17 protein-coding genes and 2 pseudogenes are annotated in these 24,806 nt (G+C 72.6%); 4 read left to right on the top strand and 15 right to left on the bottom strand.

Going from position 1 to position 24,806, the window contains the following annotated elements; all coding sequences use genetic code 11:
- Nucleotides 1-116: 116 nt before the first annotated feature.
- From ACWGDE_RS06200 to ACWGDE_RS06135, 14 genes and pseudogenes are all read right to left on the bottom strand, one after another.
- The gene (locus tag ACWGDE_RS06200; RefSeq protein WP_453387790.1) at nucleotides 117-1,451 is read right to left on the bottom strand and encodes a protoporphyrinogen/coproporphyrinogen oxidase; all 1,335 of its coding nucleotides are present in this window, start codon (nucleotides 1,449-1,451) and stop codon (nucleotides 117-119) included.
- Nucleotides 1,444-2,277 carry a transmembrane-type terpene cyclase gene (locus ACWGDE_RS06195; protein ID WP_453387789.1) on the bottom strand — a complete coding sequence of 278 codons (834 nt, stop codon included), beginning with the start codon at nucleotides 2,275-2,277 and terminating at the stop codon, nucleotides 1,444-1,446. The genes ACWGDE_RS06200 and ACWGDE_RS06195 overlap by 8 nt, the downstream gene beginning before the upstream one ends.
- Before the next feature lie 37 nt (nucleotides 2,278-2,314).
- Nucleotides 2,315-3,931, bottom strand: a complete 1,617-nt coding sequence (locus ACWGDE_RS06190) for an AMP-binding protein (protein ID WP_453387788.1) — start codon at nucleotides 3,929-3,931, stop codon at nucleotides 2,315-2,317.
- Between the two features lie 118 nt (nucleotides 3,932-4,049).
- Complete coding sequence (locus ACWGDE_RS06185) at nucleotides 4,050-6,236, bottom strand: MMPL family transporter (protein ID WP_453387787.1); 2,187 nt, start codon at nucleotides 6,234-6,236, stop codon at nucleotides 4,050-4,052.
- A 92-nt stretch (nucleotides 6,237-6,328) separates the two neighbouring features.
- Nucleotides 6,329-7,339 carry an alpha/beta hydrolase gene (locus tag ACWGDE_RS06180; RefSeq protein ID WP_453387786.1) on the bottom strand — a complete coding sequence of 337 codons (1,011 nt, stop codon included), beginning with the start codon at nucleotides 7,337-7,339 and terminating at the stop codon, nucleotides 6,329-6,331.
- A complete protein-coding gene (locus ACWGDE_RS06175) occupies nucleotides 7,336-8,901 on the bottom strand; it encodes an FAD-dependent oxidoreductase (protein WP_453387785.1) in 1,566 nt (521 codons plus the stop codon). Before ACWGDE_RS06175 ends, ACWGDE_RS06180 begins: the two co-directional genes overlap by 4 nt.
- Complete coding sequence (locus ACWGDE_RS06170) at nucleotides 8,898-9,884, bottom strand: NAD-dependent epimerase/dehydratase family protein (RefSeq protein WP_453387784.1); 987 nt, start codon at nucleotides 9,882-9,884, stop codon at nucleotides 8,898-8,900. Before ACWGDE_RS06170 ends, ACWGDE_RS06175 begins: the two co-directional genes overlap by 4 nt.
- Complete coding sequence (locus tag ACWGDE_RS06165) at nucleotides 9,881-11,143, bottom strand: nucleotide sugar dehydrogenase (protein WP_453387783.1); 1,263 nt, start codon at nucleotides 11,141-11,143, stop codon at nucleotides 9,881-9,883. Before ACWGDE_RS06165 ends, ACWGDE_RS06170 begins: the two co-directional genes overlap by 4 nt.
- A 45-nt stretch (nucleotides 11,144-11,188) precedes the next feature.
- The gene (locus tag ACWGDE_RS06160; RefSeq protein WP_453387782.1) at nucleotides 11,189-12,805 is read right to left on the bottom strand and encodes a class I adenylate-forming enzyme family protein; all 1,617 of its coding nucleotides are present in this window, start codon (nucleotides 12,803-12,805) and stop codon (nucleotides 11,189-11,191) included.
- 27 nt (nucleotides 12,806-12,832) lie between these two features.
- Nucleotides 12,833-13,783 carry a UbiA family prenyltransferase gene (locus ACWGDE_RS06155; protein WP_453387781.1) on the bottom strand — a complete coding sequence of 317 codons (951 nt, stop codon included), beginning with the start codon at nucleotides 13,781-13,783 and terminating at the stop codon, nucleotides 12,833-12,835.
- 20 nt (nucleotides 13,784-13,803) lie between these two features.
- Nucleotides 13,804-14,616, bottom strand: a complete 813-nt coding sequence (locus tag ACWGDE_RS06150) for a class I SAM-dependent methyltransferase (RefSeq protein WP_453387780.1) — start codon at nucleotides 14,614-14,616, stop codon at nucleotides 13,804-13,806.
- Between the two features lie 20 nt (nucleotides 14,617-14,636).
- Nucleotides 14,637-15,755, bottom strand: coding sequence for a DegT/DnrJ/EryC1/StrS family aminotransferase (locus ACWGDE_RS06145; protein WP_453387779.1), 1,119 nt, complete (start codon nucleotides 15,753-15,755; stop codon nucleotides 14,637-14,639).
- Nucleotides 15,752-16,840, bottom strand: a pseudogene (locus tag ACWGDE_RS06140) (DegT/DnrJ/EryC1/StrS family aminotransferase); the annotation flags it as partial. The gene ACWGDE_RS06145 and the pseudogene ACWGDE_RS06140, both read right to left, overlap by 4 nt.
- 162 nt (nucleotides 16,841-17,002) lie before the next feature.
- Nucleotides 17,003-17,908, bottom strand: a pseudogene (locus ACWGDE_RS06135) (4-(cytidine 5'-diphospho)-2-C-methyl-D-erythritol kinase); the annotation flags it as partial.
- A 430-nt stretch (nucleotides 17,909-18,338) separates the two neighbouring features.
- Between ACWGDE_RS06135 and ACWGDE_RS06130 the strand changes: the two are divergent.
- From ACWGDE_RS06130 to ACWGDE_RS06120, 3 genes are all read left to right on the top strand, one after another.
- Nucleotides 18,339-19,388, top strand: a complete 1,050-nt coding sequence (locus ACWGDE_RS06130) for an AfsA-related hotdog domain-containing protein (protein WP_453387778.1) — start codon at nucleotides 18,339-18,341, stop codon at nucleotides 19,386-19,388.
- Nucleotides 19,388-20,479 carry an AIR synthase related protein gene (locus ACWGDE_RS06125; protein ID WP_453387777.1) on the top strand — a complete coding sequence of 364 codons (1,092 nt, stop codon included), beginning with the start codon at nucleotides 19,388-19,390 and terminating at the stop codon, nucleotides 20,477-20,479. The genes ACWGDE_RS06130 and ACWGDE_RS06125 overlap by 1 nt, the downstream gene beginning before the upstream one ends.
- Nucleotides 20,480-20,843: 364 nt before the next feature.
- Nucleotides 20,844-23,126 carry an AAA family ATPase gene (locus tag ACWGDE_RS06120; RefSeq protein ID WP_453387776.1) on the top strand — a complete coding sequence of 761 codons (2,283 nt, stop codon included), beginning with the start codon at nucleotides 20,844-20,846 and terminating at the stop codon, nucleotides 23,124-23,126.
- A gap of 279 nt (nucleotides 23,127-23,405) precedes the next feature.
- On the opposite strand, the gene ACWGDE_RS06115 is transcribed toward ACWGDE_RS06120, so the two are convergent.
- Nucleotides 23,406-23,552, bottom strand: a complete 147-nt coding sequence (locus tag ACWGDE_RS06115) for a hypothetical protein (protein ID WP_453387775.1) — start codon at nucleotides 23,550-23,552, stop codon at nucleotides 23,406-23,408.
- Nucleotides 23,553-23,712: 160 nt separating this feature from the next.
- Between ACWGDE_RS06115 and ACWGDE_RS06110 the strand changes: the two genes are divergently transcribed.
- Nucleotides 23,713-24,750 carry a hypothetical protein gene (locus tag ACWGDE_RS06110; protein ID WP_453387774.1) on the top strand — a complete coding sequence of 346 codons (1,038 nt, stop codon included), beginning with the start codon at nucleotides 23,713-23,715 and terminating at the stop codon, nucleotides 24,748-24,750.
- The last annotated feature ends 56 nt before the right edge of the window (nucleotides 24,751-24,806 follow it).

Genomic DNA, 24,806 nt, shown 5'->3' with positions numbered 1-24,806 from the left:
ACCAGTACCTCAGCTGGGCGGGTGGGGTGCTATATTTGCAATTCCCCCCCGCCGCGCCCCCGGGGGTCCCGGCCCCCCCCGTCCGCGTGCGGCGCAGCCGGTGGCCGGCGGGCCGCTCAGCGCTCCAGCAGTGCCCGTACGCGCGGCACCGCGAGCTTGGACGAGGCGATGGCGGCCTCGCTGCTCGGCCGCAGGAACAGCCAGTCGCCGGCGTACTCGATGGCCCGGGGCGCGCGCCGGACGAACTGCTTGCGCAGCGCGAGCGCCTGCGGCGGCGCGTCCGGCAGGGCGTGCTTCCAGCGGATGACGTCCGTTCCCACGCACGCCTCCTGGAGCCCGTCGATGAGCAGCCTCTCGCCCTCTTCCAGGACCATGCGCGAGACGTCCTCGTCGCTGGCCTCGAAGAGTCCGGGCACCCGGCTGGGCAGGACGAGCAGGGAGACCAGGCCCTTGCCGGCCGGCGCCCGCTCGGGGCACTTGTTGTGCTCGACGGTGCAGCCCGCCAGCAGGGGGCTCTCGCCCTTGGCGATCAGCGCCGCGTACAGCTTGGGGCCGAGCGGCCTCCTGCGCGGCTCCAGCGGGCGGTCGAGCATGCAGGCGACGCGCATCACCGAGGAGAAGGTCGAGGCCTCCAGGAAGGCCCGCTCCTCGTCCGGGACGTCCGGGTAGATGTTCGTGACCTGCGGGGAGGGCAGGGTGACCACGACGGCCCTGGCGGAGACGTCGGTGCCGTCCTCGAACATCAGCCTCGCCCCGGTGCCGTCCTCCTTGACGGTCTGCACGCGCTTGCCCACGTGCACGGTCAGGCGCTCGGCGAGCTTGCGGGCCATGGTGTCCTGGCCGTACTTGTACGTCCGCCAGCGCAGGATGCCCTTCGTGCCCATGATGATCGCCATCAGCGGGGCGGCCGAGGAGCGCTCCGAGGTCCAGCCGAAGGCGGAGGCGGCGATCGGCTCCAGCATCCGGTCGACCAGTTCGGGGTGGTACTGACGGCCGAGCTCGGCGACCGTGCTGGTCCCGAAGACCGAGTCCTCCGGGTACAGCGGGTCCAGGGCGCCCCGGCGGCCGGCGTGCGCCATCAGCCGCAGGCTCTGCGCCCACGCGGCCGGGGACAGACCCGCCCTGCTGAGCGTCGAGAGCGGGTGCCCGAGCCAGGGGAACGCCCGGCCGTCGCGCCACAGGGCGACGGGCGGCCTGATGCGGTGCAGGTCGCCCGACTCCTGGAGGCCGAGCTCGCGGATCAGCTCCCAGGTGGCCGGGTAGCCGAACGGGGCGAGCGTCTCGGCCCCGCGGTCGATCGTGTAGCCGTCGATGCGGCCGCAGCGCATGCGGCCGCCGGCCTCGGACTCCGACTCGAAGACCTCCACCCGGTAGCCGGCCTCCGCGAGGCGGTAGGCGGTGCTCAGGCCGGCGATGCCGGCGCCGACGACGGCGACGTCGAGATCAGACATTGCTGCTCCTCGTCGAGTGGGCGCCGGCGGGGACCGGGATGCCGGCGCGGGCCGGCGGGACGAGCGGCGCGACGGCCCCGTCGCCCGCCGTGGCGACGGCCGGTCGCGTGCCGGCCAGCGGGCGGCCGGTCCAGGGATTGCGTCCCTCGGCCCGGAACTGGCGGTACAGCATCCGGGTGTAGGTCAGGTCCAGGAGCAGCACGGTGGAGCCGAAGAACAGCAGCAGCCAGCGGTCGGGGAACTGTCCGCCGAACATGGTGGTGACGGCGAAGGTGCCGAGCATCTTGGAGAGCGCCACGCCCATCGACTGTCCCTTGGTGGAACGCCGGCGGAGCAGCAGGCCGATGTAGGCCGCGCTCATGAAGACGTTGATCCCCTGAGCGCCGTAGATGCCGTAGTAGTCCGCGAACTCGCGCCCCAGCAGGATGTGGAAGAGGGCCGCGTAGGCGACCAGGCCCAGGACCGTGGCCGTCCAGAAGCGGGACGACCCCGTGAAGCCCTTGAAGTCCTTGCGTCCGTACTTCACCGCCTGCCACAGGATGATCACGTCGAGGCCGAACCAGGCCACGAGGATCCACTTCTGGGCCGGTGGTGTCGGCAGGACGAAGCCGTAGGTGAGCTCCCAGCCGAAGTTGAGGGCCAGCGCGCCCAGCGGCATGCCGACGTACTTGTCGATCGAAGCGCGCCGGATCAGCGCGACGTACGCCCAGATCCACGCGATGCCCTGGAACATCTCCAGCGGCCAGTAGAACCAGCCGGGCACCTCCCGCGCCGCGTGCATCGCCGGCGGGTTGGTCATGAAGTCGATGAGGACGATGCCGTCCATGCTTTCGTTCCTTCCCTTCTCGGTCGTGGGTGGCGGGTCAGGTCCAGCGGCCGGTGCCGACGGTCTGCTTCTCGCCGAGCACCTGTTCCAGCAGTTCGAGGCGGCGCACCTTCCAGGTGGCGGTGCGCGGTACGTCCTCCCAGCGGACGAGGACCGGCCGGGCCAGCGGGGGCAGCCCCCGGGTGGCACGCTGCCACGCGGCCTCGTCGAGCTCTCCGTCCCTCATGGACAGCACGGGGACCGGCAGTTGGCCCTGCACGCCGAGCACGGTCACGTCGATGGCCTTGTCGAGGCGGTCCAGCAGGACGCTCTCCACCTCGATGCTGCTGCCGCCGGGAATGGTGTCCACCTCGCGGTCGACGAGGCGCAGCGCGCCGAACCGGCCGCGGACGCCGACGTCGCCGGTGTTCCACCACTTGCCCTCGGTCTTCATCGCGTGGCGGTCCTCCTCACCGAGGTAGGTGAGGCAGCGGCCGCCGGAGGCGACCATGAGGATGCCCGGCTTGCCGCGGGGCTGGGTGCGGCCGGTGTCGGGGTCGACGACCTTGACCTTGGCCAGGATCGGCACGGGGCGCCCGAGGTCGTTGGTGATGGCGGTGGGAGAGTCGGTCTTCGCCACCTTGCGGCGGTTGAACCAGGCGATGCAGACCGGTCCGACCTCGCTCTGACCCCAGCTCTGGCCCCAGATGACCCGCTTCTTGCCGGAGGCGGCGAGGAACTTGCGCACGGTCCGGGGGTGGACCGCGTCGAAGGTACCGGCGAACAGCCGGACCTGCCGGAAGAGTTCGGGGCGATCGTCCGCGAGCTCCTCCCAGCGCTGGAAGATGTTGGGGCAGGCCTCGAGCGTGGTCGGCTTGTACCGCTCCAGCGCCCGTGCGGCGTTCTCGACGGACGGGTCGGAGATCACCACGAGGGCCTTCGGGGTGAGCGCGAACTGCCCGGCGGTCCAGGAGACGATGCGGGCGTGCGCGAAGGTCACGGCGGAGCCCACCACGTCGGTGCGCTTGCTCGCGACGACGGGGAAGCGGATGCGCTCCAGGCGGCTGGCGAGGCCGAGGATGGTGCGGCCCGAGTTGACCACGAGCTTGGGGACTCCGGTGGTGCCGGAGCTGTGGGTGATGATCATCGGCTCTTCGTCGGGGACGATGTCCACGCGGGCCTCGGGCGCGCCCCGCAGGTCATCCAGTGCGACCGAGTTCGGCGGCAGCGGTTCCTCGGGCCGGCCGATCACCACGACCCGCACGCCGGGGTCGGCGAGGTTGATCCCGGCGCGGTAGGCGCGGTCCAGTTCCTCGGCCCCGGCCACGATGAGCTGCGGCTTGAGGTTGTCGATCATCGCCCGGATGGAGGCGACGTTCTTCAGCGGCGCGAGCTGCGCGGGCAGTACGCCGATCCGCGCGGCGGCGGCGGCGAGCATGAGGGTGTCGTAGTGGTTGCGCTTGACGATGGCGATGCGGTCGCCGCGGCGGGCGCCGGCCGCGTACAGCCACGCGGCGGCGCGGCGCACGGTCTCGGCGAGGGAGGCCGCGTCGTGCCGGACGCCGGCGTCGGGGGCGATGTCGAAGGGGCGGTCGAGCAGCATGACCGTCTGGTGCCGCGCCTCCGCGTGCAGGTCGTAGAGCAGACCGATGTTGGAGGTCCGGGATGTACTCACGCTATTTCTCCCAGGAGACAGAGGGTGGATGCCGTCGGCCGCTCCGTGGCGGGGTCCGCTCCGTGCCCCACCGCCCGGTCTCCCGGGCGGTGGGGCACACGGAGCAGGACCCGGGCCGTCAGCGGGTGTTGGAGGCCAGCGGCTTGCCGGCGCGGGCACCGGTCGCCGGCGGCTCGTCGCCCTCGTGGATGCCGAAGCGCTCGTGCAGCTTGCGCAGCGGTCCGGGGGCCCACCAGTTGGCGCGGCCCATGAGCTTCATCGTGGCGGGCAGCAGGGCGCCGCGGATGAGGGTGGCGTCCATGATGATGGCCAGGCCGAGGCCCAGGCCGATCGCCTTCATGTAGCTGATGCCCGAGGTGACGAGGACCAGGAAGACGAGCGAGAGCATCAGGGCCGCGTAGGTGACGACCTTGCCGACGCGCTCCAGACCGGAGGCGACCGCCAGCTCGTTGTCGCCGGTGAGGTCGTACTCCTCCTTGATCCGGGACAGCATGAACACCTCGTAGTCCATGGACAGCGCGAAGCCGACCACGAACAGCATGATGGGCACGGTCCAGGTGATGGCGCCGGTGACGATGAAGTCGCCGACCAGCCAGGTGAGGTTGCCCTCCTGGAAGATGAAGACGAGGGCGCCGAAGGTGGCGGTCAGGCTGAGACCGGTGAGGATCATCGCCTTGATCGGCAGCAGCACGCTTCCGGTGAGCAGGAAGAGCAGGATGAACATGCCGACGAAGAGGACGGCGGCGGCGATCGGAAGGGTGTCGGAGAGCGTGTCGAAGGTGTCCACGCTGACGGCCGCGGGGCCGCCGACCTTGACGTCGAACGGGGCCTTGGCCTCGCGGACGTCGTGGACGAGCTCGGCACCCTCGTCACCGAGCGGGTCCACCGAGGGGATCAGGTTCAGGTAGGTGGAGTCGGCGGCGCCGAAGCGGTTGTTGGCCTCGGTGGCCGGAGCCACCAGCTTGCCGCCCGCGTAGCTGCCGGTGAGGGCGTCGACGCGGGTCACGTTCGGGAGCGCGGAGAGCTGCTCGGCGTAGCTGCCGATCTCGGCGCTCTTCGCCTTCGGGTCACCACTGCCCACGGAGACGATCTGCAGCGGCTGCTGCTCGCGGGAGTCGAAGTCCGCCTTGAGCTGCTGGGCGACCACGGCCGACTTGGCGTCGGTGGGCAGCACGCTCTCGTCGGGCAGGCGGGCGTTCATGTTCAGGGCGGGCAGGCCGAGCAGGACGACGAAGCCCAGGATGACCACGGAGACCAGCACCGGGCGCTTCATGACCGCGGTGGAGGTGCTGTGCCAGAAGCCGCCGCCGTCCTTGGCGGGGTTCTCCTTGCGCTTGATGATCTGCCACTTGTCGATGCGCGGGCCCATCCACTTGAGCAGGGCCGGCAGCAGCACGATCGTCGACAGGGCGGCGAGCAGTGCGGTGGAAATGCAGCCGATGGCGAGCGAACGCAGCATCGTGAACGGCAGCGCGAACAGGCCGAGGAAGGCGACCGCGACCGTCAGGGCGGAGAACAGCACCGTGCGACCGGCGGTGTTCATGGTGGTGCGGATGGCCTCGTTGATCTCCCGGCCCCGCTTGAGTTCTTCTCGGTAGCGGGTGACGAAGAGGAGGCTGTAGTCGATGCCGAGACCCAGGCCCAGGAAGGTCGTGGTGCTCATGACCATGCTGGAGGTCTCGCTGAAGATCGTGACGCCGAACAGGACGCCCATCGACAGCAGCATCGCGCTGAACGCGACGGCGAGCGGCAGGAAGGCCGCCATCACACTGCCGAAGATGATCACAAGGACGAGGAAGACCAGCGGGAAGACCATGCCGTCGGCCTTGGCGCTGTCCTCGGTGGACTGGGTGGTGTTCTCCAGCCACATCATCGCGGCGCCGCCGGTCTTCACCTCCAGCCCCTCGACCTTGCCCTTGCCCGTGTAGTCCTCGTCGAGCTTCTTGATGCGCTTCATGACCTCGTCGAAGTCACCGTCGACGTGGCCGAGCACGATCGCCTGGTTGCCCGACTTGGCGCGCAGGGCCGGGGCCTTGCCCGCGGTCCAGTAGGAGGTCACGTCACGGACGCCGTCCTCGCCGGCGACCTTGGCTGCAAGAGCGGCACCCGCGGCCGCGACCGCCGGGTCGTCGACCCCGCGCTCGTCCTTCACGAGGAGGACCAGGTTCGGTTCACCCTGCTTGAAGGTCTCTCCCAGCTCGGCGGCGGCCTTGTACGACTCGGTGCCGGTGGACTCGTACCCACCCATCGTGAGGCGCTTCTGCAGGCCGCCCGCCGCGCCGCCCGCGAGAAGGACGACGATCAAGGTCCAGAGCAATACCTTTTTTGGTGAATTGAGCAGGTGGCGGGACAAACTTTCAAACATGGGAACCCCTTGTTCGGTACGTAACTCCGACGTCATGCCGACGCGGAGAGCTTTCGGTGCAGCCACCGCGCGGTGAGCGCGTAGGCCTCGGGAGCGGAGCGGTGCACGTTCAGGGAGTGGCCGGTCGCCGGGACGACGTGGGTCTCCAGCTCCGCCTCGGGGCCGTAGAAGCCCTCTTCGAAGGCGTGCACGGCCTCGCTGTCGGCGGCGAAGCCGACGTCGGCGCTGCTGAACAGCGCGTCGTGCTCACCGACCACGAGGAGCACGGGGACCTTGACCGCGAGCGAGTACTCGGGCAGGTACGTCTGGGGCAGGCTCTCGCCCTCGCCGAGGGTGGCGGTGGCCTTGATGAGCTCGTCGTGGGCCGACAGCTCCGGGTCGATGCCCTCCGCGTGCTCCAGCATCCGGGCGCGCAGGCCCGGGCGCTGGGTCATGTACCACTGCGGCAGGTCCGGGTCGGCGATGACCGGGTCCTCGGCGCCCGGGTGGAAGAAGTTGATGACCTCGTCGTACAGCGGCGCGGTGGTGTGCAGCATGCCGGTGACGACCAGGGCGTCCACGTCCGCGTGGCGCGCGGCCTCGACGATGGCCAGGCCCGAACCGAAGGAGTGCCCGACGGTGACGACCTTGGCGAAGGAGTGCCCGGCCGGGGTGCCGGAGCGGAGCTCCTGGATCACGTGGTGGATGGTCTCCACGTTGCTGTCGACGGTGACGTCCAGGGCCGACGGGCGGCTGCTGGCGCCGGTGCCGAGGCGGTCGAGGAGCAGCACGGCGTAGCCGGCGGCCAGCATGTGGGCGGCGTAGTCGTACTCACCGGGCACGGTCCAGTAGCGACGGTCGTAGGTGAGGCCCGGCAGGAGCACCTGGACGGTGTCCGCCCCCTGTTCGGGGATCAGCAGCTCGCCCCGGAGCTGCCACTCGGTCTCCGGGGACGCGGCGGGCCGCACCCGGAAGGTGAGGTCCTCGCGGACGCGGCCGTCGGCCGGGGACTCGGCCGGCGCCGGGACGGCCGGATGGACGGCGGTCGTGGCGGTCGTGGTCAACGGGTTCTCCTTGGATTGCTGTGGATCGGAAGGACCTCGGCGAGGGGCGTGTCGTCCTGCGCGGCCGGCCCGCCCCGGGACCGCCGCGCGGGGGCGCCCGCACCCCGCGGCCGCTGGGATCCGATGAGCACATCCATGTGCCCAATGCTCCCCGCGGCGCCGTGCGTTGTGCTCGGCGGGGCCGACGGAACGGGTCGGCGCGGCCCGCGCAGGGCCGCGGCCAGAACCTTGGGCCGGAAGGCCGCGGTCGGGGTGACCAGCAGCTGGCCGAGTTCGAGGATGACGGTGGCGGCGTCCCGGTCGACCGGGGCGACGGCGGCGACCTTGCCGACGTACCACTGGGCGATGCGGGTGGCCGCGTCGGGCGGTGAAACCTCGGCGGCCCACGGGTAGTTGAGGTCCGCGGTGGTGGCGATCTGCCAGGCTCCGGCGGCCTCCTTGGCCAGGGCCCTGCGCAGCCGTCCGGCCAGCCCCGGGGCCGCGCCGTGCTCGCGCAGCATCCGGTCGAGGACCAGCGCGCCCTTCACGGCCACCGACATGCCCTGCCCGTAGGAGGGGTTGAAGGCGGCCATCGCGTCGCCGACGACCAGGAACCGGTCGGGGGCGCGGCGCAGCTTCTCGTAGTGGCGCCAGCGGTTCTCGGTGCGGCCCGAACCGTGGATGGGGCCGAGCAAGGTGGCGTGCTCGATGGCCTCGAACAGCACCGGATCGCGCAGGGACTTGACGGCCTCCATGAAGCCCGCGAGGTCGGTGGGCGGGCGCTGCCCGCCGCTGGCGGACACCGACACCATCCACTTGCCGTCCTCGATGGGGTTGAGGATGCCCTGGCGCGGGTTGTCGGGGGTGGCCATCAGCAGCATGCACGTCCAGTCGGCGACGTGGCCGGCCGGAGGTGCGAACACGGCGGTGGCATAAGCGGTCTTGGCGTCGACCACCGTCTCCTTCGGCGCCCCGTAGCCGAGTGCGGCGAGCCATTCGGGCGCCCGGGACGTACGGCCCGAGGCGTCGACGGTGAACTCGGCGGCGAGGAACCGCTCGGGGCCCCATCCGGCCGCGCCGTCCTTGGCGCGCACGTGGACACCGGTGACGGTGGAGCCCGGGCCGCCCTGGAGGGAGACGGCCTCGTGCTCCGTCAGGAAGGTCACCTTCGGGTTCTCGCGCAGCCGGTCGCGGACGACCGCGTCGATGACGTCGCGGGTGCCGGTCATCATCGACAGACCGCTCTCGAAGCGCGGGATCCAGCCGCCGGGCGCCATCAGCAGGATGTCCTCGGGCATCCGTACGGAGACCATGCCGGCGGCCAGCAGCTCGCGGCCGATGCCGGGGAACAGCAGCTCCAGCCCCTGGTGGCCGGCGGCCATCAGGTTGTGGGCGTGCCGGGACTGGGCCGTGCCCCGGCGCCACCGCGGGCCCTCGGGCAGCGCGTCGCGTTCGACGACCGTGACCCGGTCCATGGTGCGGGCCAGTGCGGCGGCGGCGGTGAGCCCCGCGAGGCTCGACCCGATGACGACGGCGTGGCCCGCACCGGTGTCGATGCGCCGGGCCCCTGTGGTCGTGCTCATCGTCGGCTCCCTCCTGCGTACGTGGTGACGGCTCCGGCGGCCGGGCGCGCCGCGAGGTCCCCGAGGACCGCGGGCAGCCCGTCCGCCACGGTGGGGTGGGCGAGGTTCCAGCCGAGCTCGGTGCGGGCCCGGCGGTTGGAGACGCGGTACGAGGTGGTGAGCGAGGTCGCGACGGCCCCGCCGAAGGCGAGCGCGGCCAGCGGGCGGGGTACGCCCGAGGCCTTGCGCATGCCGGTGGCGAACGCGATCCGCCCGGCGAACTGGGCGATCCGCACCGGCTCGTCGTCGACGAGGTTGTACGAGGCCCCGGCGGGCGCCCGGTCCAGTGCGGCCAGGTATCCGGCCGCGAGGTCCTCGACGTGGACGCAGCTCCAGTAGGCGCGGCCGTCGCCGATGTAGCGCAGCCGTCCGGTGCGGACCTGGTCGAGGAAAGCGGTCTTGAAGTTGCCGCCGGGCCCGTAGACGAACCCGGCGTACAGGGTGACGGCGTCCAGCCCCCGCCCGCCCAGCGAGCGCAGCATGGCGGCGCCGGCCGCGTGGCCGATGCCCAGCGGGGCGGGGGTGTGCGGGGTGGACTCGTCGATCCACCGGCTGCCGTGGTCCCCGTACACGTAGGCGCCGCCGGTGTAGATCAGCCTGCTCCCGCCGCGCAGGCAGGCCTCGGCGAGGGCCGAGGTCATGACCCGGTCCGCGGTGCGCATGCCCGCCAGCCGGGTGGCGGTGAGCCGCCCGGTGACGCGCTGCTGCGCCGCGTGCACGACGGCGTCGTGCCGCTCGGCGAGCCCGGTGTACGAGCCCGGCCGCAGCATGTCGCCGGTGTGCAGCCTTGCCCCGGCGGCGGCCAGGTCCGCGGCGGCGGCCGAGGCCGGGTCGCGGACCAGGGCGGTCACCTCGCGGCCGGCCGCGAGCAGGGCGCGGGTGACCGCGCCGCCGACGAAGCCGGTGGCGCCGGTGACCAGGACCCGCTGCCGAGGGGTGCTCACAGGTGCTCGACCGTCGGGCCGGCGGGGATCTTCCGCCGGCAGTCGAGGACGTACGAGGCGTGCTGCGCGACCAGTTCGAGGTCGAACGCCGAGTGGTCGGTGAGCAGGACGACGGCGTCGGCCCCGGCCACCTCCTCGGCGGTGAGCTCGACGCGCGCCAGCCGCGCGTCGACCCCGTGGCCCTCGACGACGTGCGGGTCGACGGCGCGGACCTCGGCGCCCAGGCGCAGCAGGTTCTCGACGACGCGGGTGGCGGGCGATTCGCGGGCGTCGCCGGTGTCGGGCTTGTAGGCGAGGCCGAGCAGCAGGACGCGGGAGCCCTTCAGGGCCCGGCCGCGCTCGTTGAACCCGTAGATGAGCCGCTGGACGACGTATCCGGGCATGTGGTCGTTGATGTGGTTGGCGAGCTCGACGAAGCGGAAGAGGCGGCCGACCTTCCGCTCCACCTGCCAGGACAGGTAGACCGGGTCCACGGGCAGGCAGTGGCCTCCGACGCCGGGGCCGGGGGTGAACTTCATGAAGCCGAACGGCTTGGTCGCGGCGGCGTCGATGGCTTCCCACACGTCGATGCCGAGGGTGTGCGCGTACATCGCGAGCTCGTTGACGAGGGCGATGTTGACGTGCCGGAAGGTGTTCTCGACGAGCTTGGTGAGCTCGGCGACCTTCGGGGATCCGACCGGGACGGTGGTGTCGATCAGCCCGGCGTAGAAGGAGTCGATCGCGCTGAGGGAGGCCCCGTCGATGCCGGAGACCACCTTGGGGGTGCGCTCCAGGGTCCAGGTGCGGTTGCCCGGGTCGATGCGCTCGGGGCTGTAGCCGAGGTGGAAGTCGGTGCCCGCGGTCAGGCCCGAGAACTCCTCCAGGATCGGCGCCACGAGCTCCTCGGTGGTGCCGGGGTAGGTCGTGGACTCCAGGACGACGGTGGCGCCCTGGCGCAGGAAGCGGCCGAGGCTGCGGGCCGCCGACTCGATGTGGCTGAGGTCGGGGGCGCCCTCGCGCAGCGGCGTGGGGACGCTGATCACGGCGACGTCGAAGCCGCCGAGCTCGCGCTCCTCGGTGGTGGGGCGGTAGGCCCCGGATTCGAGGACCGCGAGGAGCCGCTCCGGGGCGACGTCCTCGACGAAGGACTCGCCCGCCGAGATGCGCTTGATGCGCTCCTCGCTGACGTCGAATCCGACGACCGTGTGGCCCGCCTCGGCGGCGAGCATCGCGAGGGGCAGGCCGACGTAGCCCTGGCCCATGATGACGATCTTTGCCATCTGTCCGTTCCTTTGGTGGTCGTTGAGGGTGGGTTGGGCGGCGGATCAGGTCCAGAGACCGGTGCCGAAGGTTTCCTGGGACTCCAGGACCCGCTGGCGCAGGTCGAAGCGGCGCACCTTCCAGGTACCGGTGCGCGGGAAGTCCTCCCAGTCGATGACGCGGGGCTCGGCGAGCGCGGGCAGGCCGCGGGTGGCGGCGGCCCACTCCCGGTCGGTGAGCTCCGGGCCGGACAGGCTGATGACGGGGACGGGCAGGCCGCCGGGGTTGCCGAGCACGATGACCTCGGTGGCCCGCTCCAGGCGTTCGAGGAGGATCGACTCCAGCTCGATGCCGCTGACCCCGGGGATCAGGTCGACCTCGCGGTCGACGATGCGCAGGCTCCCGGTGCGCGAGCGCACTCCCATGTCACCGGTGTTCCACCAGCCGTCCCAGGCCTTCTCCCGGTGCCGGTCGTCCTCGCCGAGGTAGGTCAGGCACAGGCCCTTGGTGCGGACGAGCACGACGCCCTGCTCGCCGGCGGGGACCGGCTTGCGGGTCTCCGGGTCGACGACCTTGACCTGCGTGACGAACGGGACCGGACGGCCGACCACGTTGGTCACCGGGTCCAGGGCGCCCGCGTTCTTGCGGATCCTGTTGCGGGAGTACACGGCCATCGCCACCGGGCCGGTCTCGCTCTGCCCCCAGACCTGCCCCCACACGGGCCGGCGGACGTCGCTGGCCTCCATGAACTTGCGGACGGTCGGCGGGTGGATGGCGTCGAAGGTGTTGAGGTACGCGCGCACCCGCTCGAAGGCGCCCGGGTGCGACTCGGTGAGCGGCTCCCAGCGCTGGTAGATGTTCGGGCAGGCTTCCAGGATCGTCGGGCGGTGCTCGGCGAGCATCGCGGCGGCGGTCTCGGGCTCGGAGCCGGCGAGGACGACCACCTTCTGCGGCGGGCGGGCCATCTGGGCGAAGGTCCAGGTGATGGCGCGTCCGTGGACGAAGGCGATGCAGGAGGCGAACACGTCGTCGGGACGGACCGCGAGGCCCGGGATCGGCATCGTCTCGAGCTTGGTGAGCACGCCGAGCAGGGTGTTCGGGGAGTGCACGACCAGCTTGGGGACGCCGGTGGTCCCCGAGGTGTGCGTGCAGATCATCGGCTCGTCCTGGCCGCGCAGGTCCACCGGCGGTACGTCGGCGCCGCTCAGGTCGGCGAGGCCGACGGCGTCGGGGGCCAGCGAGACGTCCCCGTCGATGGAGATCACCTGGGTCCCGGGACCGGTGAGCACCACCCCCTCCTTGACGGCCGCGGCGAGCACGGAGTCGGAGGCGATCAGGACGCGCGGGGCGAACCGCTCCATCATCCGGGCCAGTACGCCGGGGGCGTTGGTGGCCGAGATCATGGCGGGCAGGGCGCCGATGCGGGCGGCCGCCGCGGCCAGGAGGACCACGTCGTGGTGGTTCTCCTTGATGATGGCCAGCTTGTCGCCGCGGCGCAGGCCGGCCAGGCTCAGCCGGCCGGACATGTCGGCGACGAGCGAGGCCAGACGGGCCCCGTCGTAGCGGCGGCCGGCGTCGGGCGCGATGTCGAAGGGCCGGTCGAGGTGCCATGCCGGCACGTCCGCGTCGGCGTATGCCTCGAACAGCGCGCCCAGGTTCTTGGGGCGCAGGTTCTTCTTCATACCCAGCCTTGTCTTGGTGAAGTCGGGTCAGCGGACGGCGAGCAGGTTGGCGAGGAGCAGCAGGGCCACGCCGAGGCGGTGGGCCCGGCCGCCGAGCTTGCGGGCGACCAGCACCTGGCCCTTGAGCAGCCCGGTGCGCAGTTGGTGCGCGCGCAGGGCGATCACCGGGGCGAGGGCGGCCGCGAACCACCAGGGCACGGCGCCGGCGGCGCAGGCCCAGACGATCGCCGCGCTCTCGGCGAGGCTGATCGCGACGATGACGGCGGCGTAGACGGGCGGCCGCAGCATGGTCGCGAGGTTCTTGCGGCCGGAGGCGATGTCTCCGTCGCGGTCGTTGATGTTGGAGTAGAGGGAGACGAGCACGCTCCACAGGCCGATGAGCGCGGACTCCAGCAGGGCCGGTCCCGTCAGCTCGCCGTGGACGAGGCCGAAGGGGATCAGCGCGACCAGGCCGGTGCTCAGGACGAGGACCAGTTCCTGCCCGTAGCGGTGGCTCAGCCGCAGCCCGTAGGAGTACTGGACGCTGCCGCCGACCAGCACCGGCAGCAGGGCCAGGGCCCACAGCGGCCGGTGCGGTGCGATCAGGACGCCCAGCACCACCCAGGCGACTCCGAAGAGCAGGGCCGCGTACCCGAACCCCAGGGCCTGGCGCACCGTCAGGTGACCGTCCAGGAGGGGTTTGAGCTCGCGGTTGCGCAACTGCGCCTGCGCGGGGTCGTAGTTGACGAGGTCGCTGCCGTCCCGGAAGCCGGTGACGTCGTCGAAGGCGACGGCCGACGCGCAGACGCCGACCCAGCCGAGGGTGAGCACGACCAGCGTCAGCAGGACCCGCGGGGCGAGCCGTTCGTCCGGCGGCAGCATCGTCCACACGACCAGCGCGGCCAGGTAGTAGTCGAAGAACCTCAGCTTGGCCAGCTGCGCGTAGGCACGCGGACGGGTCATCCGCGGCGGTGCCGGGGGTGCCAGGGTGTCGGTCATGCCCGTTTCCTCCGCCGGTCTCAGTTTCCGAGCGGCTTGCGGCCGGTGGTGGAGATCAGGACCTGGCTGAGCCAGTGGTGGGCGGGGTCGCCCATCTGCGCGATCGCCTCGTCGACGCGCTCGCGGGTCACCAGGCCCCCGGCGACGATCCGGGGGGCCATGAACTCCAGCCACAGCTGGTAGTGACGGGCCTGTGCCGAGCCGCCGTTCACCATGACCACGCGGCCCTCGGCCCGGACCTCCTCCAGGCCGGTGCCCAGCGCGATCCGGTGGTCGACGTGGCCGCCGCGCGGGTCGTGGCCGGCCTCGCGCATCAGCCCGTACCCGGCGGCGCGCACGTCCTGGAGGAACTCCTCGGAGTGGGCGCTGCGGAAGAGGGTCGAGGAGTCGGTGTCCTCCAGGAAGAGGATGCCGCCGGGCTTGAGGGCGCCGACCAGCTTGGCGATCACGTCCTCGCGCCCGGGCAGGTGCTGGACGACCATGCGGGCGTGTACGAGGTCGAAGGCGGCGGCGGGCAGCTCGTCCTCGCGCAGGTCGAGGCGGAGCACGCGCAGCGTCTCGTCCTGCTCGTCGATCAGGCGCTCGGGCCTGAGGTCGGCGGCGACGACCCGGCCGGTGGGACCGACCAGCCCCGCGAGGTGGCGGGCGGCCGAGCCCGAGCCGAAGCCGACCTCCAGGCAGTGCCAGCCGGGGCCGACGCCGAGCCGCTCGAAGCGCTCGAACGTGCCGGGGTCCCAGATGGCCTCGTTAGTGATCAGCCGCTCGGTCTCCTTGTCCCAGGCGGAGTCGAACACGTACTCCTGCTGCTGTTCCGCTTCCGTGGTGACGCTCATGGGTCCTGGTCCTCCTGGGACTAGGCGAAGAAATCGCAGATCGTGTCGGCTATGTGCTCGACCTCCGCGTCGGTCAGGTGCGGCCAGAGCGGGATCGCGAGGTTGGACAGGCTGGCCCGGCGCGCGTTCGGCCAGTCCGCGCCCTCGGGCGCGAACGCCGCGAAGGCCGGCTGCAGCGGGAGCGGGACCGGGTAGTAGACGTGCGAGCCGATGCCGCGCTCGCTCAGGTGCTCGCGCAGTTCCTCGCGCCGGGAGACCTGGATCGAGTACACGTAGTAGCAGCGGCCCTCGCGGCCGGCCGGCGGGGCCTTGAGGTCCTCGTCGGCGAGCGCGGCGAAGCGTTCGGTGTAGCGGTCCGCGATCTGCGCCCGGCGCTCCAGGCGGTCGGCGAAACCGGGCAGCCGGTGCAGCTGGAAGCCCGCGAGGACCTCGTCGAAGCGGCTGTTGCGGCCGATGCGGTGGTGCAGGAACCGGTTGACGCCGTCCTGCCCGTGGTTGCGCAGCATCTTGACGGCGGTGGCCAGTTCCGGGTCGTCCGTCAGGACCGCCCCGCCCTCGCCGGCCGTGCCCAGCGCCTTGACCTGGAAGAAGGAGAAGACGCCGAGGGTGCCCCAGCGGCCGGCGGGCACGCCGTCCAGGACCGCGCCCTGGGCGACCGCCGCGTCCTCGATGACCGCGATGCCGTGGCGCCGGGAGATGTCCATGAACCGCGGCATGTCGGCCATGACCGAGAACAGGTGCGCGGGCAGCAGCGCCTTGGTGCGCTCGGTGATCAGGCTCTCGGCGTGGCCGGGGTCCATGACCATCGTCCACGGGTCCACGTCGGCGAAGACCGGCGTGGCGCCCGCGTTGACCACGGCGGAGGCCACCGGCTGGCAGCTGAAGGCGGGGACGATCACCTCGTCGCCCGGACCGATCCCCAGGGCGGAGACGGCCAGTTCCAGCGCGCCCGTGCCGCTGCCGCAGGCGAGGACCGCGCCGGCCCCGGTCGCCTTCTTGATCTCCTCCTCGAACTCGGCCGTCCGGCGGCCGAGGATGAAGCGCTGCTCCGGATCGGTGCCGACGTCGAACAGCACCTTGAGCAGGGCGTCCTTGTCGGCCTCGAACAGGTCCGGCGGGAAGAAGGGCAGGGTTGTCACGACTGGCTCCCGGTGAAGAAGTCCCGGATCGCGGCGACGACGGTGTCGAGCTGCTCCTCGGTCAGGTCGGGGTAGAAGGGCAGGGCCACGGCCGACTCGCATGCGGCCTCGGCCACGGGGAAGTCGCCCGGCGCGTAGCCCAGGTGCGCGAAGCAGGGCTGTACGTGCAGCGGGATCGGGTAGTACGTCTCGGTGCCGATGCCCCGCGAGGTCAGGTGCCGGACCAGCTCGTCGCGCCGCTCGACCTCGATCTCGTACACGTAGAAGACCGCGTCGGTGGGGACGTGGCGCTCCACCACCGTGGGCAGGCGCAGGATGCCGGGCAGGCCCGACAGCCGCTCGTGGTAGGCCTGCGCGAGGCGGGCGCGGGCGGCGATGTCCTGGTCGAGCCGGGGCAGCTTGGCCATGAGCACGGCCGCCTGGAGGTCGTCCATCTTGCTGTTGGTGCCCGAGACGCCCGACAGGTTGGAGATGCCGGCGATGTGGTCGATGGTCTTGCCCATGCGGCCGTGGTGGCGCAGGATCTGCGCCGCCTCGGCGATCTCGTCGTCGTCGGTGAGGATCATCCCGGCGTCGCCGATCGCGCCCAGCGTCTTGGTGGGGAAGAAGGACAGCACCCCGCCCTTGCCGAGCAGGCCCGCGTGCTTGCCGTTCCAGCGCATGCCGATGCCCTCGGCGCTGTCCTCCAGGACGGTGATCCCGTGCCGCTCCGCGATCTCGGAGATCGCCTCCATGTCGGCGAGCTGCGTGAACAGGTGCGCCGGCATCACGGCCCGGGTGCGCTCGGTGATCGCCTTCTCGAAGGAGATGGGGTCCATGGCGTACGTGACGGGGTCGATGTCCGCGAAGACGGGCACCGCCCCGATGGCGGAGACGGTGGTGGCCGTCGCGGCGAAGGTGAAGGCGGGCACGACGACCTCGTCGCCGCGTCGGACTCCGGCGGCGCGCAACAGGATGACCAGGGCGTCGGTGCCGTTGTTGACGGCGATGGCGTGCTTGGCGCCGGTGTAGGCGGCGACCGCTTCCTCCAGCTCCAGGCACTTGCGGCCGTGCGACCACTTGTTGCGGTCGAACACGTCCTCCACGTGGGCGGTGATCGAGGGCCACAGCTCCTCGAAGGTGGCCGCCTGCGTGAAGAACGGCACCCCTTCGCGCTCGCGGCCGCCGGCCCCGTCGGTGACTTCCACACTCTTCACGGCTGCTCCTTGGGAGACGTTGGGGGAGCCCGGGTCCGTCCCGGTGGTCACCCGCGCGACCGGACCGTCGACGGGACCGTGCGCGGTGCGTACGGACCGGCAGTGCCCGGAGGCTTCGAGGGCCGCGGCCACCGCGTCGGCGCCGGCTCCGTCGCGGACCAGGAAGGCGCAGGTCGGGCCGGAACCGCTGATCAGCGCGCCGAGCGCCCCGCCGTCGAGTCCGGCGGCCAGGGTGTCGGCCAGCTCGGGGCGCAGCCGCAGCGCGGCGCCCTCCAGGTCGTTGCGCAGCAGGGCGGCGAGCCGCTCCGGGTCCCCGGAGGCGAGGGCGTCGGCGAACTCCAGTGCCGGGGCCAGGGCGTCCGGCGCGGGGGCCGCGGTGCCCGACTCGGCGAGCAGCCGGTCGTACTCGCGGAACACCCGCGGCGTGCTGAGCCCCTCGCGGGCCTCGGCGAACACCCAGTGGAAGCGTCCGGAGCCGGGCAGCGGCGTGAGCAGCTCGCCGCGCCCTGTGCCCAGGGCGGTGCCGCCCAGGAGCGCGAACGCGACGTCGCTGCCGATCTCCGCGGCGACCTCGGTCAGCAGCGGGTCGTCCGGGTCGATGCCCCACAGTGCGGCGCAGCCGACGATGGCGGCGGCCGCGTCGGCGCTGCCGCCCGCCATGCCGCCGGCGACCGGGATGCGCTTGCCGATGTGCAGGTGCACGCCGGGGTGGACGCCGATCCGCTCGGCGAGCAGGGCGGCCGCCGCGGCGGCGAGGTTGCGCCGGTCGGCGGGGACCTCACCGATGTCCTCGCCCTCGAGCGTGACGGAGAGCTCGGGGGCGGGGGTGGCCGTGACGGTGTCGTGGAGCGACACCGCCTGGAAGACGCTGACGAGTTCGTGGTAGCCGTCCGGCCGGGTGGCCCCCACGGCGAGGTGGAGGTTGACCTTGGCCGGTACCTGGACAGTGACGCTCACCGTGCGGCGTCCCAGATCTCGATCATCAACGTGGCTGCTTCCTGTTTCGAGGGTGTCCCGGCAGACCGTCGCGCCGGCTGGACGGGCGGCGCCCGTGGGCGGCCGCGGGGCGGAATCCGTCCCGCCGCTGCCTGGTGCCGTGAGTCTGCGGCGGCATCCATGCGCCCGGCTAAAGCGACCCGGACACCCCGCCTGACCTGCCCGTACGTACTGCGACCGAGGCTCGGCCCGTCGGATGGGTACCCCGGGCGACCCCCGGCGAGGCACTCGGGAGGGCGGCAGTACCTGCCGTGCAACTTGGTGCCACCGGCTCCGGCTGGCCCGCCGCCGGGCGCCCGGAGAAGCTGGACGGGCACGCCCGGACACCCCGCGGCCGGGGCCGGACCGAAGCTCTCCGCACGGAGCGGCGACGCACCCGCAAGGAGTGAGGATGTCTCGAACCGCGACAGCCGACCGGCTCGATCTGGAGCTCGGTCCGAGGCTCGAACCGGGAATCGATCCGGGGCTCGACCCGAGACTCGCCCCGGGGCTCGATCTGACGGCGGTCACCCGCCGCCTCGTCCACCTGCCGAAGAACCCCACGGGGCTCGGACCGGCCCTTCCCGAGCCGGACGGGGAACGCTTCCTCCTGGCCGGTGAGCTGCCCGACGGGCACTCCCTGTTCCACGACGGCTCCGGTGGCCACGACACGCAGCTGTTCGTCGAGATCTTCCGGCAGTTGGGCCTCTCCCTGGGCTACCGCTACTTCCGGGTGCCCGCCGAACGCGCCTGCCTGTTCGTCGGACTCGACTGGACGGTGGCCGATCCGGCCGTGTGGCGCGGCCGGGGCCCGGGCGCGCACCTCGCGCTCGACGTCCGCGCCACGCCCACCACCACGGCCGCGGGCGGGGTCCCGCGCGGGCTGCGGCTGGCCGGCACGCTGAGCATCGACGGGGCGCCCGGCTGCACGGGCTCGGCCGAAGTCCTCTTCCTGCCGCCGACGGTGGCCCGCAGCCACCGCGCGACCAGCCGGCTGGCCGCCGTCCGCGGGGACGCGCCGCGCCCGGCCGCCGCGGCCCGGCCGCTCGCCGACCCCGGTGCGGTGGGCCGCAGCGACCCGGGTGACGTGGTGGTCTCCGCCCCCGTGATCCGCGACGGGGCGTCCACCACCGCGATCGTCGTCGACCCCGGGCATCCCGTGTTCTTCCTGGACGGCGCCGACTCGGTGCCGGGCCTGCTGCTGGTGGAGGCGCTGCGGCAGTCCGCGGTACTGGCCGCCGGCCGCCACCACGGCTTCCGCCCCGCCGAGACCGCGCTGACCGAAATGGCCGTGCGCTTCCGCGGGTTCGCGGAGCTGGACCTGCCGCTGAGCTGCACCGCCGTGGCCGGTCCGGTGCGCCGGGACGCGGCCGGGCGGGCCTGCGCGCCGATCCGGCTGACGGTCTCCCAGCTCGGCCACGTCACCGCGGAGGCCGAGATCACCGCCGCCCGGGCCGCGTGATGACCGCCATGACCTCGGGCGCGCCGGCCACGGGCCCCACGGCCCCGCACGCGAACACCCGCACCACCCATGACGCGACGACGCCGAACGCCACGACCGCCCCGGCGGGCCACGTGGGTCTCGGCGACGACCGCGACCGCGCCCCCGGCGGGGAGAAGCTGCGGTCGGTGGTCGAGGAGGTGCTGGGCGACGTACTGGCACCCTGCCCGCCGCTCGGCTCCGGCTCCCCGCTGCTGCGCACCGGGGCCTTCGTCGTGGACCCGCCCTTCTACGGGGACGGGGACATCGGACAGGTCGCGGTCTGCGGCACCGTCAACGAGATCGCGGCGGCGGGCGCCGAGCCCCTCGCGCTGACCCTGTCGGTGATCGCCGAGGCCGGCCTGCCGCTGGCCCGGCTCGCCAGGATGGCCGCCTCCGTACGGGACTGCGCGCGCGAGGCGGGCGTGGTGGTGTCCGCCGTGGACGTCCGCGCGGTGCGGGCGGGCGAGGCCGACCAGTTGTACGTCCAGACCACGGGCATCGGGGTCTTCCCGCACGGTGCGCCGCCGCGCGGAGCCGTACGGGCCGGGGACCGGATCGTGGTGAGCGCACCGCTCGGCGGCTACGGCGCGCACCTGCTGTCGGTGCGCGAACTGCTCGGCTACGAGAGCATCATCAGCGGCGCCTGCACCCCGCTGGCCTCGCTGCTCGCGCAGGTCCGCGGCCATGTGCCGGGGGGCGCGGTGCGGGCGGTGCGCCCGGTGTCGGGCGAGGGCCTGGCCCCGGTGCTGCGCGCGCTGGCGCACGAGGCGGGCTCGCCCCTGCGGATCGAGGAGCTCGCGCTGCCGGTCCGGTACGAGGTGCGGATGGCCCTGGACATGCTGGGGGTCGCCCCCTGGCACGCCGCCGGCGCGAACTGCGTGTGCCTGGTGGTGGCCGCGGAACACGCCGAGGACGTGATCGCGGTCCTGCGCGCGCATCCGCAGGGCCGTGAGGCCGCCGACGTGGGCGTGGTGCTGCCGGGTACCGGTGCGGGCGTGGAGCTGGTGCGCGCCGACGGTTCCGCCGTGCCGCTCCCTGCCGAACAGGCGCCGCCCGCGAGGCTGTCATAGCCGCACGGACCGCTCCGAAGCCCCCCGCGCGCCGGTCGGACCCGGCAGCACCTCCGCCCGCACCCTTCCGGTGCGGGCGGAGGCGTGTGCGGCGGCCGTTCGCTCGAGAGCGGAATGCCCACGGCGCCCGGTTCCGGCCGTTCCCCGCACCGGACGGTCCTATTCCCCACACCGGCCGCGCGGATCGGGCTAACTTCATTCCTCTCCTGCACTTATTCGGATATCGGGTTTCGGCCTCTCGGCCGGGAACAGCACCTGTCAGGGAAAACCCTGACAACAAAACAAGACACCCTTACGTCATTTACAGCCGAATACGCACATCCGTTCTCCGGAGAAAGAGAACGCGCACCCGAGGAGACATGCCATGCACAAGGAACCGCTGACGCCGGTACGGGCGGAAGAACTCGCCCTGCTGCGGCGCACGCTGCTCCTGGCACGGGAGTCCCCTCAGTTCACTCGCGTCACGGGGGAGGCGTGGTCGGGGAAGACCCTCCTGCTGTGCCGGCTGTCGGAATCCGCGCGCCAGGACGGCTGGACCGTGGCCTTCGGCAGCATGCCGCGCCCCGGCCCCTCCCGCCCCTTCGACGTCCTCGTCGACGCCCTCGACGAGCACCTCTGCCGGGCCGACGGCTCCCTGTCCGCCGCGCTGGGCCCCGCCCACACCCGGTGCCTGGCCGCGTACTTCCCCTCGCTCGCGGCCCCGCCGGGGGCACCGTCCGCGGCCCCCGCCGGCACCCCGGCCCCCGCGCCGCCGGACGCCTACGCGACCGTCCGCGCCCTGCGGGCCCTGATCGAGATCCTGGCGGGCGAGCGCGGCCTGCTGCTGGTCCTGGACGACGTCCACCGGGCGAGCCCCGAGACCCTCGACTTCCTGACCCACCTCGTCCACCACCCGCCCCGCGCCCCGGTCCTGACGGTCTTCGCCCACCGCGCCGACGCCACCGCCCGTCACCTCTCCGCCGTCTCCCACGACAGCTCCCGGGTCCGCCACATCGCGCTGGCCCCGCTCCCCGAGGACCGGGCGCGCACCCTGCTCCCGCCCGGCCTGGACCCGCTCACCGAGGCCCAGGCGCTGCGCGACGGCGCGGGCGTGCCCGGCCTGCTGCGGGCCCTGGCCCACGATCCCGCCGACGGGCTGCGCGCCGTGCCCGAACTGTCCTGCGGCGTACCGCCCGTGCTGCAGCGCGGTCCGGTGGAGCTGCACTCCCTGTCCCCCCTGGGCTGGCGCACCGCCTGCGCGGCGGCCGTCGTGGGATCCCCCTTCACCCCCGGGCAGGTCGCCGCGACCGCCCCGCTGCCCGAGGACGAGGTCCGGCGCGGTCTGGACGAGCTGCACGCCGAGGGCCTCGTCGCCCCCGACGGCACCGCCCTGCGCTTCCGCTTCACCCGCCCCGCCGTACGGGCCGTGCTGTACCACGCCTCCGGCGCGGGCTGGCGCGGAGCCGCCCGCCACCGGGCCGTCCTCGCGCTGCGCGCCGACCGCTCCCCGGCGGCCCGCCTCGCCCTGGCCGCGCATCTGGAGGACACCGAGCAGCTCAGTACGGCGGACGTGGGCGAGCTGACCCTGGCCGCGCGGGACGGGCTGCTCCGCCAGCCCGCCCGGTCCGTACGGGCGCTGCGCCGCGTGACGGCGTACCCGCAGGCCCCCCTGGAGTCCCATCTGCTGCTGTACCGGGCCCTGGTGGTGGCCGGCGAACCCGAGGAGGCGCTGCGCGGATACGCCGCCCTGTGGCCGCGCCTCGACGCGCTCCCGGCGCCGGACGGCCGGTACGAGGCCCTGCTCTGGCGGGTCCGCGCGCTGCGGCTGCTCGGCCGCGGCGACCGGGCCCGCGCCCTCCTCGACACCGCGGGGGACTCCGCCGACCGGGCCGGGGAACTGCTGGGCGAACGGGCCGCGCTGGCCCTGGAGACCGGCCCCGGTCCGGACGCCTCCGGCTGGGACGGCGCCCTCGACGCCGCCCACGGCGCCCTGCGCGCGGCGGGCCCGGCGCGGGAGCCCGGCCACGCGCACGCCCTGGCCCGGCTGGCCGCCGTACAGGCCGCGGCCGGGGACCTGCCGGCCGCCGTGCACGGTGCGCGCGGGGCCGCCCTGATCCTGGACGCCCTCGACGACGACCGGTGCGCGGACGTGCTGGAGGCGCTGCACTGGCTGGGCTCCGCCGAGAGCGCGCTGAACGACCCGGCGGCGGCCCTGCGCCACGCCGAACGCGCCGTACGCCTGGCCCTGCACCACGGGCAGCTCCTCCTGCTGGGGCCCCTGGCGACGGGCCTGGCCCGGGCCCGGCTGGCGGCCGGGGACCACGCCGGGGCGAAGGCCTCCGCCGCCCTCGCGGACGAGGCGGCCCGCCGGACCGGCGCGGCTCCGGCGGCGCCGACGGAGCCGCCGCCCCTGGTGGCCGGAATTCGCCGCTGGATGGCCGAATTCGAGCCCGCCGGCCACATCGAGAGCCGTCTCTCGGAGCTGAGCTCGCGCGAGCTGGAAATAGCCGTGCTGGTCGGTGACGGAATTACCAATCAAGGAATAGCCGCACGCCTCGACATCAGCGTGAAAACCGTGGAGACGTACATGAGCCGGATATTCAAGAAGCTCGGCGCGAATTCACGTTCTCAGGTCGCCCGCGCGATCGGAAGAAACGACGGGCATTGATGTACGGAATTCCGCGCGGCAGCCGGACTTTTATCGGCGCGGAACATGGGCAAGAAAAAAGCCCCGCCTCTCGGACTTGGGGTTCCGAGGGCGGGGCGCAATGGGCGACTCGACCGGTCGGGGGAACCGGGAGCGAAGACCCACACCAGAAGAGTTCCACCGGCCGCTTGTGAACGACTTAAGGCAGACTTCCGGGATGTGAAAAACCAGTCCAGGATACGAAAAAGAGCAGGCCCGCCGGTGTGGCGGGCCTGCTCTGAGCACGGGTCAAGCGGAACGTCAGCCCCAGCGCTCGTCAGCCGGGAGCAGCACCGGCGGGGCCGGCTGGGTGGCGGCGGCGACCGCCGTGCCCGTGCCGACCGCCTGCGAGGTGCCCGCCCCCACGGACACCGCGACGCCGAACGCGATCAGAAGCGCGGCTGCCATGTTTCGAAGACCAAGCCCGTTCATACTTACCCCCAAGTTTGGTAAGGCCCGTTGTCGTTACGTCAATTAGTCTGCCGAGTTGCAATACCGGACCCAACCCTTCCCCGCTGTCGTAAAGTTGCCTGGCAACTTGTTCTCGCAACGGGGGAGAAACAGCGAGATGCCAGAAAACGCCCTTACTGGGGCAGGTTTCGCCAAGCTGGACGACACAAGTGCGTCCGCCTACCGGTACGCGGTCCTGCGCGGCCGCTACGTGCGGGCCGACGTGGCCGAGGAACTGCGGGTCAGCGCCGACCACGCCTTACTGATCGAGCAGACCCTGCGGCAGCTGCACCTGCTGCGCCCGATGCCGGGCGAGCCCGACGCCCTGGTGCCCATCAGCCCGGGCGCCGCCGTGGTGGACCTGGTGGCCCCGGCGGAGAACGAGATCCGCGAACTGCAGCAGTCGGTCGCCGAGGTGCGGACGGACATGCTCGCGCTGCTGCCCGCCTACTTCGAGAGCCGCCGCCGGCGCAACGAGGCGGAGGCCTTCGACGTCATCTCCGACATCGAGGCGCTGCAGTCCATGCTCGACGACTACGGGTCGCGCTGCCGCTTCGAGATCCTGACCGCCCAGCCCGGCGGACCCCGCAGCCCCGAGATGCTGGAGCAGGCCCTGCCCCAGTCCCTGGGACGGCTGGACAAGGGGCTCCGGCTCAAGCAGCTCTACCAGCACACCGTCCGCAGCGACCTGGCCACCTCTTCCTATGTACGGTCCGTCACCGACGCGGGAGCCGAGGTGCGCACCACCGACCAGATGATCGACCGCATGGTCATCTACGACCGGGAGATCGTCTTCCTGCCCGAACAGCACGTGGAGGGCCGGGTGCCCGGCGCCGTGGTGGTCCGCGAGCCCACCCTGGTCGCCTTCCTCTGCAAGGTGTACGACCACCTGTGGGCCGGGGCCGCCCCCTTCGTCCCCGGCCTGGAGGAGATCACCGCCATCAACGACGAGCTCAAGCTGTCCATCGTCAAGCTGATGGCCGAAGGGCACAAGGACGAGCTCGTCGCCCGGCGCCTGGGCATGTCCGTACGCACCGCCCGGCGCCACATCTCGCAGATCATGGCCGAGGTCGAGTCCACCAGCCGGTTCCAGGCGGGCTTCAACGTGGCCATGGCCGGAATGCTCGACGAGCCGGGCACGACCAGCACTAGCTGACACACAGCAAGCTGCCACCGCCGTCCTGTGGCCGCCCGTCCCCGCTCCCGGCAGTC

Source organism: Streptomyces sp. NPDC054956, from assembly GCF_053609185.1.
The sequence above is the reverse complement of the archived record's forward strand: the minus strand, read 5'-3'. Positions and strand labels throughout refer to the sequence as shown.